The organism is Nocardia sp. NPDC047654 (assembly GCF_043205035.1).
Lineage (GTDB): Bacteria > Actinomycetota > Actinomycetes > Mycobacteriales > Mycobacteriaceae > Nocardia.
This window is the reverse complement of record NZ_JBIDDF010000025.1, coordinates 1-19768: the sequence shown is the minus strand read 5'-3', so window position 1 is coordinate 19768 and position 19768 is coordinate 1. Positions and strand designations below refer to the sequence as shown.

The window sequence follows — 19768 nt, the reverse complement described above, 5'->3', positions numbered from 1 at the left end:
CAGACGCGAAGCGGAGCATTCATGAAGGTCGGAAATTATATCGCGATTCTCTGCGGCATTGTCACATTGACGGTCGGGGGCGTGATCGTAACGGCCCCCCCGGCAGTGGCGCAGCCTGCCCCGACACCGCTGGATTGTCGGTCGGATCGGAAGAATGATAAGGATATCGAAGTGCGCTGCTGGAATCTCAGCGCTGAAAGAAGTTATCGAGTCAGGGTTTCTATCGATTGCGCGTGGCAGCCAGATCCCTCGGAAATATTTGACATCCCCAGGAAAGATGATCGCCGAGTGACGCTGAGCTGCAATTCGCTGGGTAACGCACGCGGTACATTCAAATATGAAGTGATCCAGTGACGTCCCCAGCACGCCAAATTTCAGGAATATGCGACTTCACGATGCGGAAACTTCTTTCAGCGATTGCGCTGCTCTTTGTATCCATTGTCATAGCGGGCCTGGTCGGCAGTCCAGCCAGCGCGGACCCGACGACAGAAGGGCCGCACTTCGTCCAGGTCGAGGGATGGTACCCGGAAGGGCCAGGCGGGTTCTACCGGGGCGGAAACAACATGGAGCCCAAGCCGAACGAGTACCGTATCCGAGATGGTCTGGTACAGACCACCCACGGCATTTCTCTGCACACCGACCCATCGGCAGTCGAGCGCTTCGGAGGTGCTTACGCTGTGATGAGCTATCCTTCGACGCTACAGATCATCCAGCGTGGAAAAGACAGGCAGCATTTCGAGATGGTTCCGGCGCAGCCGATGCCACTGGATGACTACCGCGCTGCGCTAGCACGCGTCGAGTTGAAACTCGCACAACGAGTGAAGTAGAGGCGCTATCTGGTCAACAGATAACTGACCACTAGGGTGGGCGCTGCTGGAAGCGCCCGCCCTAGTGATCGGGGCGACGTGGCCGCTGGCGATGTGAACTACCAAGAGGAAGCGGTGTGCCTTTTGACGGCGTTGCCTTCGAGAGATTCGACCGGCGCAAGCAATGGCCGATAACAGCAATGTATTTCGCTAGTCGAAGCCGTTCTCCTTCGCCTCGACGAGCGCGGTCTACGCACAAAGGAAAACATGACGTGCAGCGCGCTGGAGGAGGAGGGCCTGAAACCGCAGTGCCTCGTCAACTGAGATCGAACGGTGATTTCTCCTAAGGCTCCGAACGCGCCCGGGACTCGTTCAACCGACGGGGCGACCTCACCTAGGTATCTGCTGCAGGAGAATCCGGCGGAATACTGATCTCGGCAACGCCCTTTGACAGTGACTTGTCGGCGACTAGCTGGCAGAATAGCGGCATGGCAAGTGTAAAAGGGATGGCTGTTCGTTGGGTTGCCGACGACCAGCCAGGAATCATCGAGGTCCAACTGACTGACGCCGAGGGCGTCGTACACAGCCTGATCGACAAGTTGCCGATCTTCGATGGAACCGAAGACCTTGGGCCTGACTCAACCTATCCGGCGGCAGTGGAAATTGAGGTGGATCTCGTAGAACCAATCGATGGCGACAATGCGGTGGTAGATCTCAGGTGGGCAGCAGTGAATACAGATCGTGTCCGATTCGTCGTGCCCAGCGCCGATCTCACACTCTAACCATCAGCGCCTACGTCGGCGACATTCTCTAGGCGGTTCCCGGTTCGGTTGGTATTGTCCGTCGCCAGTTAGCGAGACCGTCCGGCATTAAATACGTTTGTGAGCCGTCGACTTATTTGGTGGCAGCGATTCGTGTTTGGGTCAGCTGCCCCGTATCGCGCCGCAGGAGACCTGATCCGCCCCCGCTTTTCTGCCGCCCCGTTATGGGGTAGCAGGAAGGATATGGGCCATGCCCAAAAAGATCGACCCAGTGCTTCGGAGCCAGGCCGTCAGGCTTGTGCGGGAGCACCGCTCGGAGTACTCGACCGAGCGTGCCGTGCATGTCCAGGTCGCCGAGTCCCTCGGCGTGTCCCGGGAATCGGTGCGGCGCTGGGTGATGCAGGAAGAGATCGACGCGGGCCAGGTGCCGGGTGTGACCAGCGACGAACGCGACGAGTTGCGCCGGTTGCGGGCGGAGAACAAGCGGCTGCGTGAGGTCAACGACATCCTGAAATCGGCGACAATTTTCTTCGCGTCAATGTAATGCTGTTGGGACCCAGCGGGGTTCGCTCGTTTTTTCGCTGCCCCGGCGTTTGGATGCCGGTGGCTTGTCACGATGTGCGGCCCCGCTGGGCCCGGCCGGTGGGGTTCGTGGCCTGATAGGAGCGCGCGACCTGCCCGATTGACGCGTGCCCGTCCTCACTCGGCTCGTCAGCCTGGATGCACCGTGGAGAGGACGAAATTCTTTGAGCCTGGTAGTGATTGGTGTTGATGCGCATAAGCGCAGCCATACCATGGTGGCTGTCGACGCGGTTGGCCGCAGACTGGCGGTCAAGACGATCGGAACGACCAGCGAAGACCATCTGAAGGCGGTGGAGTGGGCCAGGCAATGGCCCGACACGAAGTTCGCGCTGGAGGACTGCCGCCACGTCACTCGCCGGTTTGAACGCGATCTTCTTGGTGCGGGACTCGAAGTAGTTCGGGTGCCGACACATCTGATGGCTGCGGCCCGCCGCGGAGGCCGAGAGAAGGGCAAGTCCGACCCGATCGACGCCCTGGCCGTCGCGCATGCCGCATTGCGCGAACCGGACCTGCCGACCGCGCGCCTGGACGGCCCGGCGCGCGAGGTGAAGCTGTTGTCGGACTATCGCCACGTTCTGGTCACCGAGCGCACCGAACTGATCAATCGCCTGCGCTGGCACCTGCACGAACTCGACCCTGGTCTGGAGATCCCCTCCCGAGGGCTGCGCCGCTACTGCGTCATCGACGATCTCGCGCAACGACTGACCGGATTCGACGGTCTGGTCGCCGAGCTCGCGCGGGCGATGACCGCCCGCTGCCGGGAGCTGACCCAGCAGGTCAACGATCTGGAGCGTCAACTGCGTGACCGGGTCCGGGCTCTGGCGCCGAGCCTGCTCGCCGTTCCTGGCTGCGGTGTGCTGTCGGCCGCGGTGATTGTCGGAGAAACTGCTGGAGCGCAACGGTTTCGGAGCAAGGATGCGTACGCGCGATTCACTGGGACCGCTCCGATCCCAGTATGGTCGGGCGCCACCTCAGGCAAAGTGCGACTCAATCGTGGCGGCAACCGCTGGATCAACTGCGCCCTGCACATGATCGCGCTTACCCAGACTCGTGGCCACGGGCCGGGCAAGGACTACGTCGACAAGCTCGTCGGCCGGGGAAAGACCCGCGTCGAGGCCATGCGACTGCTGCGCCGGCGCCTGTCCGACGTCGTCTTCCGATCCTTGGTCAGCGACGAACGAGCCGCAGCCCAGCAGGCCGCCTCGGTCACAGAATTGGCTGCGCTGCAAGCGGCTTGACATAGGAGCATCGGGGAACTCGACCCCCGAAACCGCTGATCGTGGCATTCACCGACCAGATGCGCGCTGCTGGTCACGCCGTCGAGTCGATCTTGATCGCCCTCAGCACCGCTGGGCTCAAGATCGCGGCACGAACCTTGCGGGCCTGGTGTGCCCCGGCTGGACCCGGGAACAGGCCGGCGGCCAGGACCGTGACCGACGCCCTGATCCAGGACGCGATCCGGACCCTGGCGTTCACCACCAACGCCGCCGGGCAGCGTGTGCTGACCCCGGAAGGGCTCTATGGCCGGCGCAAGATGCTGGCTCTCATCCGCCGGACCCTGTTCCCCGACGCCGGGTTCGGGGCCGTCGACCGAGCCATGCGCTCGCTCGGCTTGACCGGTGTCGTGCGTGGTAAACGAGCCAGGACCACGATCTCGAACCCGGCCGACACCAGAGCACCTGATCTACTTGACCGGGACTTCACCGCGGTCGCGCCGGACCGGAAGTGGGTGACAGATTTCACGTATGTTCGGACGTATCAGTCGTTTTCGTATGTCGCGTTCATTGTGGACTGCTTCTCCCAGAAGATCGTGGGCTGGCATGCCTCGATCAAACGGGACGTCGAGCTGGTCGATGTGCCGTTACGGATGGCGCTGTGGCGCCGCGGCCATGAAGGTATAATCCGGTCGAAAGAGGTCGGTTGACATGCCATTCCGATGCGGGGTCTCAATACACCAGTATCCGCTTCACCGAGCATCTGCGGATCGAGGGCATCAGCCCATCGATCGGCAGCGTCGGCGACGCCTACGACAACGCCCTGATGGAGACCATAAACGGCCTCTACAAGGCCGAATGCATCCGCACGGCGGTGTTCCACGACGGTCCGTGGAAGACGATCGCCGATGTCGAGTACGCGACCGCGGCATGGGTCGAGTGGTACAACAACCGGTGCTTGCATTCGAGTCTGGGCATGATCTCACCGACCGAGTACGAGGCAGCGCACTACGCTGACACAGACCGATGGGCCGAGTGACTACCGGCTCGTAAAACACCGGCAGGAAAGCCGGGGCGGTTCAACCGGGCGGGCTGACGCGCGTGAACTGTCTGTCGCCTTGCGGTTCACTTGCCAGTGATGTGTCCACCTGCCTGGTCTCCGTTCATGGTCTGACTCGATAGAGGTGTGGCGACAAGCTCTGTACGAGGTTCTTTGTCGGCCGTGGATTCCCCGTCGGCATGAGGCGAAGTGCCAGAACCTGATGATGTTGATCGGCGTCGATCCGCACAAGACCGCCCACACCGCAACAGCTCTCGACCTGGCAACGAACCCCGACTGCCGCTCGGTCCGCATCGCCGCCAATCGGAAGCTGCCGACCTGAGCTCGGCAGTGGCCCGAACGAACCTGGGCGGTGGAGGACGCCGAGGGCCTGATCGCCGAAACCGGTTACCAGTCCCACTACGCATCTGTCGGCGGCGAGTGAAGAACCGCGGGAGCGTGAGCCGATCGTGAATCTCCCGAGTGGCTGCAAGCGAAGAGACCGGACCGCAACCAGGTCCGGATGCTTGTCCATTCGGATGTGGGTGTGGTGTACGAGGGGTTGACTGCATATTTCGAGGTTCATTACGTCGATGGTGAGGAAGGCGAGCGCGTCACTGCTGGACAGGCGGAGGCTCTCGCCGCGCTGTTGAGATGGCATGCCGGGCGTAGCGACGTCAGCCGATCTTCAACGGCGGGTCGTCCGACACGGTTGCCCATGTTTTGTGTTTCCTACGGGCTTGCGCTGGGGCAACCGACTTGACGTGCACGTTTCCGTATATTTGATTGGACTGGAAGCAGTCCAAGAATCATGGGCGGCCCACTGACCTGCGGAAACCCGCCGCAGGTTGGTGCCCTCGGCAGGATTCGAACCTGCGACACCCGCTTTAGGAGAGCGGTGCTCTATCCCCTGAGCTACGAAGGCGTGGGTGGGCTGGGCCCGCCCGGGACGTTCGCAGTCTACCGGGTGAGGGGCTCGGAAGCCGCATCGCTGTCGTGGGGATATCGCGAGCGATCAGAAGCCGCCTCCGTCGAAGCCTCCGCCTCCGTCGAAGCCTCCGCCGTAGTCGCCGCCCGAGTCGTACCCCCCGTCGTAATCGCCACCCGAGTCGTAGTCCCCCTCCGCGGCCATCCCGTCTTGGAAACCTTCGCCGTAGCCGCTCTCGAAGCCGGACGCTCCGTAGCCCACTCCGGACATTCCGGCGAACAGGGATGTGAACAGCAAGGTCGAGCCGAGGCCCCACGCGCCGGCGATCAACGCGGGTTTCCACCAGGGCTCGGAGTACCACCCCGCGGGTATCGGCCGCCCGGCCACTCGGCCGCCGGGGTAGTAGTTGGGCGTCGATGGCGAGGGAGCGGGTGCGGCCGCGATCTGCCTGCCTTCGTATTCGACTACGCGCTTCTCCGTGACCTGGCCGGCGGTGTCCTGGCCGTCGAGGGCGGGGATCGCGGGGCCCGGGTCCATGTTCATCGCGGTCCGCGCGGCCTTGATGTAGTAGAGCCCTTCCAGGGCGGTCTGCTTCGCCAGTCGTGCTTGTGTGGGGGTGCGGGCCTGGTCGAGTTGTGCGCCTGCCGCGAGATGCCGTTCGGAAGCGTCGGCGAGTGCCTGGACGGCGGCGTCGTTGCTGCCGGAGAGGCTGTAGACCTGGCCGCCCAGTCGTTCGTTCACTTGCCGGGCGTCGGCGAGAGCGTCGGCGAGTTCAGTGGCTTCGCGCTGTTTGCCCTGCTGTGTCCGCCATGCCAGGAAGGCGATCAGCGCTATCAGCATCAGCACGATCAGTAGCCACCACATGGCACCTCTTCCGCCGGACCTCGGACCAGTTCAGTTTACTGACCAATAGCTGAGGTCGGGCTCGGTGTGTCGGGTCAGCGCGTTGTCGCGGCCGCTTGCGCCTCGTCGTAGTCGGCGGGGTCGAAGTTGCGGGTCTTCCAGCGGTAGAGGACGGTGGCGCCGGGCCAGTTGTTGGTGATCCGGCCGGAGGCGTTGCGGTACCAGCTGGAGCAGAAGTTCCAGGGGGTGTCCTTCAGGCGGCGCTGTAGCCAGTCGTCCCAGTGCTGGTCGGCGGTGGGGCGGGCGGCGAGGTAGCGGCCGGGGCGGTCGGCGAGGTAGCGCACGACCTGGCGGATGTAGCGGGCTTGGGATTCGAGCATGTAGATGATGGAGCCCGCGCCGACGTTGGTGTTCGGGCCGTACATCAGGAACAGGTTCGGGAACTGCGGCACGGACAGGCCGAGGTAGGCGCGGGCGCCTTCATCGCCCCAGACGTCGGCCAGCTTGCGGCCGCCGAGGCCGTAGATGTTCATCGGCGCCAGGAACTCGGTGCCCTTGAAGCCGGTGCCGAAGACGATGACGTCCACTTCGTGCTCGACGCCGTCGGCGGTGCGGATTCCGGTCGGCGTGATCGACTCGATGGCGGTGGTCTCCACGGTGACGTTCGGCTGCGCGAGCGCCGGGAAGTACTCGTTGGAGAACAGTCCGCGCTTGCAGCCCGCCGCGTAGTCGGGCGTCAGTTTCGCGCGCAGTTCGGCGTCGGGAACCTGCTTTTCGCGGTGGCGGTCGGCCAGGGCGATCACGGGGGTCTTGATCGCCGGGATGTCGGTGAGTCCGAGGGCGAGCAGTTCGAAGACGGACCAGATGGCGAAGCGCTCGGCGAGACGGCTGGGTGGGAAGTACTTGAACAGCGCGTGGTGCAGGGCGCTGTACTCGACGTCGGCTTTCGGCAGCACCCAGGCCGCCGATCGCTGGAACAGCGTGAGGTGGGCGGCGTCCGGCTGGATTCGCGGGATGTACTGAATCGCGCTGGCTCCGGTGCCGATGCAGGCGATGCGCTTACCGGTCAGGTCGACGTCGTGGTCCCACTCGGCGGAGTGGAAGGCGGCGCCGGTGAAGGTGTCGATGCCCGGAATGTTCGGCAGGGCGGGACGCGAGAGCTGGCCGACCGCGGGGATGAGGATGTCGGCGGTCAGTTGCGCTCCGTCGGCCGTACGGACGGTCCACCGGCCGGTGCGCTCGTCGAACTCCGCGTCGGTCACCTCGGTGCCGAAGCGGATGAAGCGCCGCAGGCCGTGCTTGTCGGCGACGCCTCGCATGTACGCGTGGATGTCGCGCTGTTCGGAGAAACGCCGTGGCCAATCGGATTTCGGCTCGTAGGACCAGGAGTACAGCGGGGAGGGCACGTCGCAGGCGGCGCCGGGGTAGGTGTTCTCCCGCCAGACGCCGCCGAGGTCGGTGGCGCGCTCCAGGATGGTGAAAGTGTCCAACCCGGCCCGCCGCAGCTCCAGTGCCATGCCGAGCCCGCCGAATCCGGCTCCGATGATGATGATGGACGGCGTCGTCATGTTTCGAGGGTACGAAACAGTATTCGCAGGTCCGAAGACATCCGCGGTCAATCAATCGGCATTTTCGGCCACGCGTGGTCGCGGTGCGGCCACGCCCGGCCCGCGCGGAACATGGACCGCTCGATCGTGCCCGATTTATTCGCGCAGGCGCCCCGGCATCAGTTGCCCGCGAGCTGGCGTGCGATGACCAAACGCTGAATCTGGTTGGTGCCTTCGAAGATCTGCATCACCTTGGCCTCGCGCATGTACCGCTCGACGGGGAAATCCTGGGTGTAGCCATAGCCGCCGAAGACCTGGACCGCGTCGGTGGTGACCTTCATGGCGGCGTCGGTGGCGACGAGTTTGGCCACGCTGGCCTGGCGCGAGTACGGCAGCCCCGCGTCGCGGCGGCGGGCGGCGTCGAGGTAGGTGGCGCGGGCGGAGTCGACCGCGGCGGCCATGTCGGCGAGTACGAAGCCGAGCCCCTGGTGGTCGATGATGTGGCGGCCGAAGGCCTCGCGCTCCTTGGCGTACGCGACGGCCTCGTCGAGGGCGCGCTGCGCCAGGCCGGTGGCGACGGCGGCGATGCCGAGGCGGCCGGAGTCCAAGGCGCTGAAGGCGATGGAGAGGCCCTGGCCCTCCGCGCCGACGCGACGTTCGGCGGGCAGGAACGCGTCGTCGTAGGCGGCGGTGGTGGTGGGCACGGCGCGCAAGCCCATCTTCTCCTCGGGTTTGCCGAAACTCAGTCCCTCGGTGTCGCCGGGGACGAGGAAGCAGGAGATGCCACGGGAGCCTTCGCCGGTGCGGGCGAACAGCGTGTAGAAGTCGGCGCGGCCACCGTTGGTGATCCAGGCTTTGGCGCCGGTGATCCGGTAGCCGCCCTCGACCGGGGTGGCGCGGCAGCGCAGCGCGGCCGCGTCGGAACCGGCGTGCGGCTCGGACAGGCTGTATGCGCCGATGGTCTCGCCGGAAAGCATGCCGGCAAGCCAGCGCTGCTTCTGCTCCTCGGTGCCGAACGCGAACAGCGGATGGCAGCTGAGACTGTGCACGCTGACGGCGACGGCGACCGCGGCCCAGCGGGCGGCGAGTTCCTCGAGCACCTGGAGGTACACCTCGTAGGGTTGCGCGCCGCCGCCGTATTCCTCCGGATACGGCAGGCTGAGCAGTCCGGCGGCGCCCAGCGCGGGGAAGACGCCATCGGGGAAGATCCCGGTCTTCTCGCACTCGGCCACGCGCGGCTCGAGCACCTTGTCGGCGATGTCGCGGGTCAGTTCCAGCAGGTCCCTGGCTTCGGGGGTGGGCAGCATTCGGTCCACTGGCATGTCGTCTACTCCGCGGTCGCTCGATTCTCGTGATTCACAGTAACCGGGCGTCGGCGGGGATCGGTCCGCTCGTCCGGGGGCGGTGATCGGCGAACCGTCGTCGGGGGTGGATGAACCGGTGGGCGCGGGCGGAGATCACGGTACGGACAGGATTCCCGCGAACGCGCCCGGTTCGGTGCAGAATGTCCGGATCGCCGGTGGCGCAGCCGGTGCGGCCGAGGTGCCGGGACGCTCACGCGGCCCGTGCTGCACGTGCAGCTGTGCGCGCAGGTGCGCGTGAACTTTTCGGCCGCCGCCGGATCATTCGTGCTGGTCATCACCGTTTCATCGGGCGTGGTCCGAAATGGAGTGCGCAGCTGCGCGATTGGTTCGTCTCATTCGGGTGATATCCCTTCGATCGTCTGGCGCAGTGACGCCACACTCGACTAAGACAGGAAGCTGTTGGGATTCGGGGTCGACCGGTGCGTCGGCGGCAACGCAGGGGGTGCCGCCGCCGCATCGGCCCGGAGACCTGGTTCCGCGCCGCGATCCGTTCTAATATCTGCGTATGAATGCAGATAGCCAGGAATGGCGGCCGCGTCTCGCCGAGGATCAGGTCGGACTGGTTGTCGAGGTGTTCCGCATGCTCGCCGATCCGACGCGTGTGCAGGTGCTCTGGGCGCTGGTGGATCGCGAACTGTCGGTGAACGATCTGGCCGCGCGAGTCGGCAAACCGGCGCCTTCGGTATCGCAGCATCTGGCCAAGCTGCGGATGGCGCGGTTGGTGAGCACCCGCCGATCGGGGACGACGATCTTCTACCGGCTGGAGAACGAGCACGTCCGGCAGTTGGTGGTGGACGCGGTGTGCAACGCCGAGCATGCGGGGCCCGGTGTCCCCGCGCACCATCGCGGCGCGGGCGCGGTGCGGGAACTCCCGGGCCGGGACGAGGCGAGTGCGTCATGACCCACCGGCATCAGCATCATCATCACCACCATGCCGGGCATCAGCACCGCCATCGGTCGAGCGCGATCGGCGCGTTGCGGGAAGTCTTCGTCCCGCACAGCCACGACGCGGCCGACAGCATCGATGACGCGCTGGAGGCGAGCGCGGTCGGCATCCGGGCGGTCGGGATCAGCCTGGTGGTGCTCGGGTGCACCGCGGTGCTGCAACTGGTGATCGTCGTCGCGTCCGGCTCGGTGGCGCTGGCCGCGGACACCGTGCACAACTTCTCCGACGCGCTGACCGCGGTTCCCCTGTGGATCGCGTTCGCCCTCGGCCGCAAGGCCGCGACCAGGCGCTACACCTACGGCTTCGGCCGGGCCGAGGACCTGGCCGGGCTCTTCGTCGTCGCGATGATCGCCCTGTCCGCGCTGATCGCCGGATACGAGGCGGTGCGCAGACTGCTCGATCCGGTACCGCTCGACCACTTGGGTTGGGTCGCCGCAGCCGGGTTGATCGGATTCCTCGGCAACGAGACGGTGGCGCTGTACCGGATCCGGGTGGGGCGGCGAATCGGCTCGGCGGCACTGGTCGCCGACGGTCTGCACGCGCGCACCGACGGGTTCACCTCGCTGGCGGTCCTGCTCGGGGCGGGGGGAGTGGCGCTGGGCTTTCCGCTCGCCGACCCGATCGTCGGGCTGCTCATCACCGTCGCGATTCTCGCGATGCTGCGGACCGCGGCGCGCGACGTCCTGCGCCGGTTGATGGACGCCGTCGAGCCCGAGTTGGTCACCGCGGCCGAGCGGGCGTTGTCCGCGGAGCCGGGCGTGCAGGGCGTGCGCAGCCTGCGGATGCGATGGATCGGCCATCGGCTGCACGCCGACGTCGAACTGGACGTCGCCCCGACGATCACGCTCGCGGACGCCCATCACCTCGCGCACGAGGCACAGCACACCCTCACCCACGTGGTGCCCAAACTGGACACGGCTGTGGTCCACGCCTATCCGGCGCATACCGAGGTCGCGCTGCCGGGCACAGCGTGAAGCCGGGCAGTTGCCATCGGGGTCGCGGTGCCGGGTGCGGCAGGGCCTGGCATCCGCTACCGTCGCGGTCCCCGGAGGGTTGGGAACCGAGCGTGTGTCCACCGAGGTCGAAGCGCCGAGCTGACCAGGGAAACTGAGGGCGTGTGCCATCGGATAGGGACGCGTGCGAATGCCCCGTCGGCCTTGCTCGAGGCCGCCTACCGTTGGGTAGCATCGCCGGTGTGATGTGGCTCATGGTCGGTGCGTGCTGAACCATGCCGCCGCGTGTACCGACTTCTGCTGAGCTTCCCGACCTGGTCTTACGCAGCCGCATCCCGGAAGATCCCGACGCCGCGGTGATCGGCGTGGCAGGGCGTTTCGCCGGCTTCTTTCCGGAAGGGGCGCTGGGCCGAGCGTGCGGCAGCGGCTCCGATGGGCCGGTCGGCGCAGCACTCCGTTCGGTATCGACTCCGAGTCCGACGGCGTCACGGTGTTCGCCGTGCCCCTGCTCATCGAACGCTAACCGCTGGAACCGCACGTGGCGATCGGCCCCCACTTTCCCGATTCCGTCTGTTACGAAGCGGGAGTCAGCATGAGCGGACAGGTGCTCGCGCGTCGGTCCGGCGTGGTGACGCGGCCGGAAATCCTCGCGACAGCGCTGGCTCCGCGATCCCGGATCGAACCGGACCAGACGTCGCTGGTGAATCGTGTCTTCGGCCGCGGCCGATGCTCGTCGGCCGGGCGTTCAGCCTGTTCGGCCCCGATGTCCGCCCGCGTCTTCGGTCGCCTCGGCTGCACGGGCGATGTGGCGCTGTCTCGGGTGCTCGACGGGAGCGCGTCGGCCGAAATCGACTTGGCTTTCTGACGGGAAGTCACCGAAGAAAAAGGAGTTCCGATGTTGAGCACCATGCAGGACGAGCCGTTGTCGCTGGCCACGTTGCTGCGCTACGCATCGACGTTCGCCGGCGATTCCACCGTGTCCACCTGGACAGGTACCGGCGTGCGCACCATGACCTACCGTGAGGTCGGCGCCGAATCGGCGCGGTTGGCGAACGCGCTGCGCTCGTTGGGCATCGGGGTCGGCGATCGGGTCGGCACGTTCATGTGGAACAACAACGAGCACCTGGTCGCCTACATCGCGGTGCCCGCGATGGGCGCGGTGCTGCACGCGCTGAACATCCGGTTGTTCCCCGACCAGGTCGTCTACGTGGCCGATCACGCCGAGGACCAAGTGGTGCTGGTGGACGGCACGCTGGTGCCGCTGTTCAGCCAGATCCTGCCGCACCTGACCACGGTCCGCCACGTCATCGTGGTCAACGGTGACGCGGCGACGCTCACCGCGCCCGAGGGCGTGCAGGTGCACTCCTACACCGAGTTGCTCGGCGCGCAGCCGGACACCTACGACTTCCCGGTGATCGACGAGCGTTCCGCCGCGGCGATGTGCTACACCTCCGGCACCACGGGCGATCCGAAGGGCGTGGTGTACTCGCATCGCTCGAACTGGCTGCACGCCATGCAGGTGGCCGCGAACAACGGGATGGGCCTGTTCGAAACCGACACCATTCTGGCGATCGTCCCGCTGTTCCACGCGAACGCCTGGGGCCTGCCGTACGCGGCGCTGATGTCGGGGTCGAATCTGTTGATGCCGGACCGGTTCCTGCAGCCGGGCCCGTTGCTGGAGATGATGGCCGCGCAGAAGCCGTCGTTCGCCGCCGCGGTGCCGACGATCTGGGGTGGGGTGCTGGCGGCGCTGGCGGCGAATCCGCAGGACATCACGCACCTGCGCTCGGTGGTGGTGGGCGGCTCGGCGGTGCCGCCGTCGATGATGCGCACCTTCGAGGACTCCCACGGCGTGCGGGTGCTGCACGCGTGGGGCATGACCGAGACCTCGCCGTTGGGCAGCGTCGCGCATCCGCCCGCCACCGCGGTCACCGACGACGAGAAGTGGGCCTACCGGGTGACCCAGGGCCGCTTCCCGGCCGGTGTTCGCGCGCGTCTGGTCGGTGACGACGGCGTGGTGCCCAACGACGGTGTGTCGCTGGGCGAGCTGGAAGTGCGCGGGCCGTGGATCACCGGCTCGTACTATTCGCCGGACGACGCGGTGGTCGATCCGGAGAAGTTCGACGAGGGCTGGCTGCGCACCGGCGATGTCGGCAAGATCAGCCCCGACGGCTACCTCACGCTGGTGGACCGCTCCAAGGACGTGATCAAGTCCGGTGGCGAGTGGATCTCGTCGGTGGATCTGGAGAACGCCGTGATCGGCCATCCCGCGGTGGCCGAGGCCGCGGTGATCGGCGTGCCGGACGAGAAGTGGGACGAGCGCCCGCTGGTGGCGGTCGTCCTCGCCGAGGGCGCCGAGGTGAAACCCGAAGACCTGCGCGACTTCCTGGCCGACAAGTTCGCCAAGTGGCAGTTGCCGGAACGCTGGGCGTTCATCGCCGAGGTTCCCAAGACCAGTGTGGGCAAGTTCGACAAGAAGCGGCTGCGCAGCCAGTACGCCGACGGCGACCTGGAAGTCACCACGCTCGGCTGACCGCGCCGCCCCGCGTCACCACTTCAGCATCGGCAGTGGTGACGTGGGGTGGGTCCGCAGCCGCCGCGCGGCCAGCGATACGAGCCTGCGGTGGAAACCGTGGTTCGGGTAGCGCTTCGCCAAGTCGCGGTAGGTTCCGCGGGAGATGCCGAACCGGCCGAGCAACCCCCGTTCGACGTCGATGGCGTCGGCGCGCCGGAAGATCTCGACCGGGTCGTGCGGCGGCCCCGCCGGGCGCAGCTTGTGATGCTGATCGATCATCGACACCACCAGCCCGGTCGAGTCGTCGCGGTCGATGCTGGCCAGCCACGCGCGTGCCTGGTCGCACGAGGGGGCGAGGTAGTCGAAGCTGCCCGCCGACCAGATGCCGATGTCGTGCAGGACGGCCGCGGTCAAGAACTCCTCGCGCGTGCTCGGTCGAGGTTGCTGGTCGGCGGCCAAGAGGTCGCACAGCGTCAGGACGCGCAGCACGTGGTTGGTGTAGGCGGCGCGGTCCGGCCCGAGCTGTTGCTGCCACGGCGCGAGCCGGGCTTCGACCTCATCGCGAAGATCGTTGCTGCTCATGGCGGTTGACCCTACGCGCAACCGACCGCCGTCGACGGCGGCGACGCGCGGGCGCGGCGCCGGATGGACGCAAACACCCGGCGCGGGCGAATCAATCTGCCGCGCCGGGTGTTCAGCTCGTAGATCAGCAGTTGCGCAGTTCCGGGCTCTGGTTGAGCAACTGGGCCCGGGTGCTGATGAACGTGCTGTAGGTGTCGCCGCCGACCGCCGCGAGCGGGAAGGCGGCGACCCGGTGGCAGTTCTGGAAGGCGAGCTTCACGCCGAAGTGCCGCTCCAGTCCACCGCGAATCGCGTCGGAAGCCATGGCGCGCAGCAGTTGTCCGCGTGCCACGTCGTCGGGCGGCGCGATCGTGTTGTCGGCGTATTCCTCCGTGCCGGAACGCAGGTCGGCGGCCACGCGGCTGACCACTTCCCAGGCGTACGGCAGCGAGTTGCGGACGACCTCGACGAAGTCGGCGTCGTCGACCTCGCCGCGCTCGGCGCGTTCCAGTATTGCGGTGGGGACATCAAGGGACATGGCGCTCTCCTCCAGTGCTGGACGTCGATGCGATGCCCGAGTCTAATCGAAAGTCGTTGTCAATAATGCTGGATTCGGCGTGAAAGAGCTTTTTCCAGTGCGGCTTTCGTGTCGGCCGCCAGGTGGGCGACCAGTTCTCCCGCGGGTAGCTCGGGGGTCAGCGTATGAGTTTGACCGGCCCAGAGATTGACCTCGTCCGGGTTGCCTGCCGCGCGCGCGGCGGCCCGCAGCGGGGCGGTGGCGTAGTGGATCTCCGGGTATCCCACCGGCGCGGTCGCGCTGTGCCGCAGCAGGAATCGGTTGCGCAACCCGCGTGCCCTGCGTCCGGTGAACGCTCGCGTGAGCATCGTCGGGGTGTCGGCGGTCAAGGCGGTACGGTGCACCTGGTTGGTGCCTGCTTCGGGGCAGCGCAGGAATGCTGTGCCCAGTTGCGCGGCCGCGGCGCCCGCCGCGAGGGCGGCGGCGATGCCCGCGCCGGTCGCGAGGCCGCCGGTGGCCACCAGGGGCCGGTTCGTGGCGGCGGTGAGCAATTGCAGGAGTGCCAGCAGGCCGAGCGGGTCGGCGGTGTCGTCCGCAGGGCGGTCCACGAAGGTCGCGCGGTGCCCGCCCGCCTCCGCGCCCTGGGCGATGAGCACGTCGGCGCCCGCCTCGACCGCGACGCGCGCCTCGTCGACCGAGGTGACGGTCACCCAGATTTCGGAACCGGCGGCGTGCAGCCGCCCTATCTCCGCGGCGCTCGGGCACCCGAAAGTGAACGACACGGCGGCGACCGGGTCGGCGACGAGCAGGTCGAGCTTGGCGTCCCAGTCGTCGGTGTCGTAGCGCGGATCCCCGAGCGTGTGGTCGGCGCCGAGTTCGGCGAGATAGTCCGCCAGGTCCGCGGCGGGGGTCGGTGGGCCGGGTACGAAGAGGTTCACGCCGAACGGCTTGCCGGTGGCCGCGCGCGTCGCCGCGATCCGCGCCGCGGTGTCGGCCGCGCTCAGATAGCCGGCGGCCAGCTGGGCGAACCCGCCCGCCTCGGCCACCGCGGCGGTCAGCTCGGGAGTGGATGGGCCGCCCGCCATCGGGGCCAGCACGATCGGAACGTCCGCCTGGTCGAGGATCACGCACCGATTGTCGCGCATCTGGACATGTGACCCGGGCCTCACCAGCTATTTTCCGCTGGAAGGTTGCGGAATGGTCACGACGCGGTAGAGTTCCCGTCACGACGGATGCCAAACCGTTATCCGCTCGGCTTCACCGGATCGTTATCGAACCCGGTTCGGCTCGGGCTCCGGCATCCCGGACCCTGTTCTACGACCGAGGACTCAGCTTTGTCGCAGCACCGTGTAGGCCCCAGTTCCATTACCGTCCAGAGCCTCCTCGGCGACGGCGGCGAAACGGGCCGGCCGACGCGGCACCGCGCCGAGCCGTCCGCCACCGAGCGCGTGAAGGCCGCCGCGACCGCAGCGGTCGCCGCGGGCGCTTTGATCGGCGCCGCCAGCCAAGTCGCTCCCGCGATCGCCTACGCGTCGCCGTTGCTGCCCGGCTCCCACGATGCCGACGAGGAGACGCAGGCCGCGCCTTCCACCGTGAAGGGTACGAGCATCCTGCCGATCGCCGAGGCGAAGGTCGCCGAGCCGGTCGCGCAGGCCGCGCCGGAGCCCGCCGCGGTCGCCGGGCAGATCGCGGCCCCGGTCGCCGCTCCGTTCGGCATTCCCAATCTTCCCCCGGAGATCGCGGCCCCCTTGGCTCAGGCCGAAGAGGTCCTCAAGGGCGTGCAGCAGCAGGTCGCTCCGGCGCCCGCGGTGCGCCCCGTGGCCGGTGAGATCAGCTCCGGCTTCGGCAGCCGCTGGGGCGCCATGCACTACGGCCTCGACTTCGCCGACGCGCTGGGCGCGCCGATCCACTCGGTCAGCAGCGGCACCGTGATCGAGGCGGGACCGGCTTCCGGTTTCGGCCTGTGGGTGCGCGTGCTGCAGGACGACGGCACCACCGCGGTCTACGGCCACGTGAACGAGATGTTCGTGCACGCCGGGCAGCGCGTGAACGCGGGCGACGTGATCGCCACCGTCGGTAACCGGGGGCAGTCCACCGGTCCGCACCTGCACCTGGAGATCTGGGACCAGGCGGGCACCAAGATCGACCCGATGCCGTACCTGGCAGCGAAGGGCGTGCCGTTGCAGTGGGGCCCGTCCGCGCACTGACTTCTCCTGTCCAGCTTGATATTCCGGTCAGCGCACGGTTGCGCGCAGCGGAGCTTCCCGCGACGAGGTAATGCGGGAAGCGGTTGGTGCGCGGGTCTTTCAGAGCCGCCCCATGGGCACCGGTCGGTCGCTAGGCTCGGGCCGTGATCGAGCTGGGCGACATCTTCGAGCCTGGGTCACCGCACGGCCGCGTCTACGCCGTGCTGGTGCACCATCCGCGGTCGAGTCTCGCCGATATCGCGCAGTACCTGGGCGTTTCGGAAGACCTCGCCGCGGACTCGTTGGATGTGTTGTGTGAATTGCGCGCCGCGGTCCGCGTCGAGTCGCCCGAGGGCGAACCGCTGTGGGACGCGCACGCACCGGAATCGTTGTCCGAAGCCGAGGCGCGGCGCAGACAGCAGGAGATCAACCAGATGCACGCGGCCGCGGCGCGCTTGAGCGAGACGTTCCGTTCGGTGCGCCGCTCGCCCCGCGGCAACGGCGCGGTGGTGCCGGTGTACGAGCGGCTGGAGATGCTGGCGGATTTCGAGGAGATGCAGACCGGCGCGCGCAGCTGCGTCAAGCTGGTCGAGCGCGGCCCCTATCTCAGCGATCCGGAACGCGAGCGCCAGCTGTTCGAGCTCAAGCGGACCAGGCTCGGCGAAGGAATCCGCTATCAGACCTTGTATCAGGACACCGTCTACCAGGATCCGGAGCGCTTGCGGCACGCGCTGTCCACCAATGCCAGCGGCGCACAGGCCAGAACGCTGCCGGAGCCGCCGTTCAAGCTGATCATCAGCGACGACGAGCGCGCCAGCCTGGTGTTGCACGCCGACGAACGCAGGCCCGATCCGATGGGTCTGCGCATCACGGGGTCCCCCACGCTCGAGCTGTTGGTCAAGACCTTCGACATACTGTGGACGATGGCCGCGCCCATATCGGTGAATCCGGCCGCCGAGGCGCTGGACGAACGTGACCGCGCGATCCTGACCTTGATGGGACTGGGCGCCACCGACGACACCATCGCGCGCAGGCTCGGGATGTCCCGGCGCACGGTGGTCCGCCGGACCGCCCGGCTGCTGGAGCGTCTCGGCGCGAGCACGAGATTCCAGGCGGGGGTGCAGGCAACCCGGCGCGGGTGGCTGTGAGCAAGCTCACCGATCGAACGAGTCGTGCAACATGAGGGACTCGGCGCCGATATAACGGCAGGCATCACGCAAGACACCGATTCCATGGGGGAGTGGGCGGCGCTCGACGAGAGGACAGCACCGAAAGGGGGACGCGGACCGCCACCGACGGCAGCCGCGGCAATCCGATACAGCGCGCGGGTTGGGCAGTCAAGCCCCTATATGATTGCTCGGTCCGCGCTGGCCCCGGATAACGAACCCTGCGCAGGGTACGGCCCGGGTCCTGGCTCGATGCGAGAGGTGAATGCACTCGAATGGAAACCGCCCGTCGCTCTGCTCGCGGTAGCCGTCGCCGCAGGTCGGGCAGTCCGCTGTTCGCGCAGCTGCTCACCGCCGCCGTCGAGTCCGCCGCCACCGAGGTCGCGATCCGGTTCAACCCCACGGGAGATCCGGCCGACGATCGGGAACTCACCTACGCCGAGCTGGACGCGGCGTCCTCCCGGCTGGCCAGGGAGCTGATCGAGCGCGGTGTCGGGCCGGGCGACGTGGTCGCCATCGGAATCTCGCGCAGCGTGGAGTCGGTGCTCGCCGTCTGGGCCATCGCCAAGACCGGCGCGGCGTATGTGCCGGTGGATCCGACGTACCCCACCGATCGCATCAACCACATCCTCGCCGACTCCGGCGCCACGGTCGGCCTGACCACCTCGGCGCACCGCCCGGTGCTGGGCACCGGCGTGTACTGGATCGAGCTGGACGACCCGGTGCAGGCCGCGCGCATCGCCGCGCGCCCGGAGCACCCCATCTCCTACACCGACCGGGTCCGTCCGCTGGACGAGCGGCACCCGGCCTATGTCATCTACACCTCCGGGTCCACCGGCAAGCCCAAGGGCGTCGTGGTCTCGCACAGCGGTCTCGCGGGACTCGTGACCGCGGAGCGCGAGCACTACGGGGTGACGGAGGATTCGCGCGTTCTGCACGTCTGCTCGCCGAACTTCGACGTCTCGGTGCTCGAACTGCTGCTGGCCTTCTCCACCGGCGCGACGCTGGTGATCGCGCCGCCGTCGGTGTTCGGCGGTTTCGAGTTGGCGGATCTGCTGCGGCGCGAGCACGTCACGCACATGCTCATCACGCCGGGGGCCCTGGAATCGGTGGATCCGGCGGGGCTGGACGACCTGCAGGCCGTCGTGGTGGCCGGCGACAAGTTCGGACCCGAACTGGTCGCTCGCTGGGCGGCCGAGCGCGAGTTCTACAACGGCTACGGGCCCACCGAGGCGACGATCCTGGCCACCAGTACGCCGCCGATGACACCGGGCGAGCCCATCACGATCGGTACGGCCATCCCTGGAGTCGGGGCGTTCGTGCTGGACTCGCGGCTGCGGCCGGTGCCCGCCGGGGTGGTCGGCGAGCTGTATCTGACCGGTCACGCGCTGGCGCAGGGCTATCTCAACCGACCGGGCCTGACCGCGGAGCGATTCGTCGCCAGTCCGTTCGGCGCCGACACCGGCAACCCCGGAGCGCGGCTCTACCGCACCGGAGACCTGGTGCGCCGCACCGAGTCCGCGGGCCAGGACGGCGTCATCGAATACTTGGGCCGCTCGGACTTCCAGGTGAAGATCCGCGGTTTCCGCATCGAACTCGGCGAGATCGACAACGCGCTCACCGGCCACCCGGACATCGACTTCGCGGCCACTCTCGGCAAGACGCTGCCCTCCGGCGCGACCGCGCTGGTGTCCTATGTGCTGCCGCGGCCCGGGGCCGATGTGGACACCGGCGCGCTCGCCGAGTTCATCGGTGAGTCGTTGCCTGCTTACATGATTCCGGCGTCGATCATGGTGTTGCGGGAGATTCCGTTGACGCCGGTGGGGAAGTTGGATCGGGC

Annotated in this window: 17 protein-coding genes, 1 tRNA gene and 2 pseudogenes; 13 read left to right on the top strand and 7 right to left on the bottom strand. The window is 67.3% G+C overall.

Going from position 1 to position 19768, the window contains the following annotated elements; genetic code table 11:
• The first annotated feature begins 21 nt into the window (after window positions 1-21).
• The 6 genes and pseudogenes from ACGF7Y_RS34415 to ACGF7Y_RS34390 form a co-directional block, all read left to right on the top strand.
• Window positions 22-354 carry a hypothetical protein gene (locus ACGF7Y_RS34415; protein WP_393241489.1) on the top strand — a complete coding sequence of 111 codons (333 nt, stop codon included), beginning with the start codon at window positions 22-24 and terminating at the stop codon, window positions 352-354.
• A 41-nt stretch (window positions 355-395) separates the two neighbouring features.
• Window positions 396-827, top strand: a complete 432-nt coding sequence (locus ACGF7Y_RS34410; protein ID WP_393241487.1) for a hypothetical protein — start codon at window positions 396-398, stop codon at window positions 825-827.
• A gap of 467 nt (window positions 828-1294) precedes the next feature.
• Window positions 1295-1588 (top strand): hypothetical protein, encoded by a 294-nt coding sequence (locus tag ACGF7Y_RS34405; RefSeq protein ID WP_393241484.1) that lies wholly within the window; start codon window positions 1295-1297, stop codon window positions 1586-1588.
• A 229-nt stretch (window positions 1589-1817) separates the two neighbouring features.
• Window positions 1818-2096: pseudogene (locus tag ACGF7Y_RS34400) on the top strand (transposase); the annotation flags it as partial.
• A gap of 265 nt (window positions 2097-2361) precedes the next feature.
• Complete coding sequence (locus tag ACGF7Y_RS34395) at window positions 2362-3387, top strand: IS110 family transposase (protein WP_393241592.1); 1026 nt, start codon at window positions 2362-2364, stop codon at window positions 3385-3387.
• Between the two features lie 14 nt (window positions 3388-3401).
• Window positions 3402-4402: pseudogene (locus ACGF7Y_RS34390) on the top strand (IS3 family transposase); the annotation flags it as partial.
• Window positions 4403-5251: 849 nt separating this feature from the next.
• On the opposite strand, the gene ACGF7Y_RS34385 reads toward ACGF7Y_RS34390, so the two are convergent.
• The 4 genes from ACGF7Y_RS34385 to ACGF7Y_RS34370 all read right to left on the bottom strand — a co-directional run bounded on the left by ACGF7Y_RS34385 (window position 5252) and on the right by ACGF7Y_RS34370 (window position 9042).
• Window positions 5252-5327 (bottom strand) — tRNA-Arg (locus ACGF7Y_RS34385).
• A 90-nt stretch (window positions 5328-5417) separates the two neighbouring features.
• Window positions 5418-6194 (bottom strand): DUF1542 domain-containing protein, encoded by a 777-nt coding sequence (locus ACGF7Y_RS34380; RefSeq protein WP_393241481.1) that lies wholly within the window; start codon window positions 6192-6194, stop codon window positions 5418-5420.
• A 74-nt stretch (window positions 6195-6268) separates the two neighbouring features.
• Window positions 6269-7741 (bottom strand): flavin-containing monooxygenase, encoded by a 1473-nt coding sequence (locus ACGF7Y_RS34375; protein ID WP_393241478.1) that lies wholly within the window; start codon window positions 7739-7741, stop codon window positions 6269-6271.
• A gap of 158 nt (window positions 7742-7899) precedes the next feature.
• Entirely contained in the window at window positions 7900-9042 is a 1143-nt protein-coding gene (locus ACGF7Y_RS34370) for an acyl-CoA dehydrogenase family protein (RefSeq protein WP_040871819.1), read from the bottom strand.
• Between the two features lie 243 nt (window positions 9043-9285).
• On the opposite strand from ACGF7Y_RS34370, the gene ACGF7Y_RS34365 reads away from it, so the two are divergent.
• The 4 genes from ACGF7Y_RS34365 to ACGF7Y_RS34350 all read left to right on the top strand — a co-directional run bounded on the left by ACGF7Y_RS34365 (window position 9286) and on the right by ACGF7Y_RS34350 (window position 13516).
• Window positions 9286-9471 carry a hypothetical protein gene (locus tag ACGF7Y_RS34365; protein ID WP_393241475.1) on the top strand — a complete coding sequence of 62 codons (186 nt, stop codon included), beginning with the start codon at window positions 9286-9288 and terminating at the stop codon, window positions 9469-9471.
• Between the two features lie 118 nt (window positions 9472-9589).
• Window positions 9590-9985 (top strand): ArsR/SmtB family transcription factor, encoded by a 396-nt coding sequence (locus ACGF7Y_RS34360; protein ID WP_393241472.1) that lies wholly within the window; start codon window positions 9590-9592, stop codon window positions 9983-9985.
• Entirely contained in the window at window positions 9982-11004 is a 1023-nt protein-coding gene (locus ACGF7Y_RS34355) for a cation diffusion facilitator family transporter (protein WP_393241469.1), read from the top strand. Before ACGF7Y_RS34360 ends, ACGF7Y_RS34355 begins: the two co-directional genes overlap by 4 nt.
• Window positions 11005-11878: 874 nt before the next feature.
• Window positions 11879-13516 carry a long-chain fatty acid--CoA ligase gene (locus ACGF7Y_RS34350; RefSeq protein ID WP_393241466.1) on the top strand — a complete coding sequence of 546 codons (1638 nt, stop codon included), beginning with the start codon at window positions 11879-11881 and terminating at the stop codon, window positions 13514-13516.
• A gap of 15 nt (window positions 13517-13531) precedes the next feature.
• On the opposite strand, the gene ACGF7Y_RS34345 is transcribed toward ACGF7Y_RS34350, so the two are convergent.
• The 3 genes from ACGF7Y_RS34345 to ACGF7Y_RS34335 all read right to left on the bottom strand — a co-directional run bounded on the left by ACGF7Y_RS34345 (window position 13532) and on the right by ACGF7Y_RS34335 (window position 15721).
• Window positions 13532-14080, bottom strand: a complete 549-nt coding sequence (locus tag ACGF7Y_RS34345) for an HD domain-containing protein (RefSeq protein WP_393241463.1) — start codon at window positions 14078-14080, stop codon at window positions 13532-13534.
• Between the two features lie 124 nt (window positions 14081-14204).
• Complete coding sequence (locus ACGF7Y_RS34340) at window positions 14205-14597, bottom strand: SCO5389 family protein (protein ID WP_040871825.1); 393 nt, start codon at window positions 14595-14597, stop codon at window positions 14205-14207.
• Window positions 14598-14656: 59 nt separating this feature from the next.
• Window positions 14657-15721 (bottom strand): nitronate monooxygenase, encoded by a 1065-nt coding sequence (locus tag ACGF7Y_RS34335; protein ID WP_393241460.1) that lies wholly within the window; start codon window positions 15719-15721, stop codon window positions 14657-14659.
• Window positions 15722-15910: 189 nt separating this feature from the next.
• Here ACGF7Y_RS34335 and ACGF7Y_RS34330 point away from each other — a divergent pair, with 189 nt between their 5' ends.
• The 3 genes from ACGF7Y_RS34330 to ACGF7Y_RS34320 form a co-directional block, all read left to right on the top strand.
• Window positions 15911-16783 (top strand): peptidoglycan DD-metalloendopeptidase family protein, encoded by an 873-nt coding sequence (locus ACGF7Y_RS34330; protein WP_393241457.1) that lies wholly within the window; start codon window positions 15911-15913, stop codon window positions 16781-16783.
• Between the two features lie 143 nt (window positions 16784-16926).
• Window positions 16927-17910 carry a DNA-binding response regulator gene (locus ACGF7Y_RS34325; RefSeq protein WP_393241454.1) on the top strand — a complete coding sequence of 328 codons (984 nt, stop codon included), beginning with the start codon at window positions 16927-16929 and terminating at the stop codon, window positions 17908-17910.
• A gap of 293 nt (window positions 17911-18203) precedes the next feature.
• The coding region (locus ACGF7Y_RS34320; RefSeq protein ID WP_393241451.1) for an amino acid adenylation domain-containing protein at window positions 18204-19768 on the top strand (1565 nt) is incomplete at its 3' end.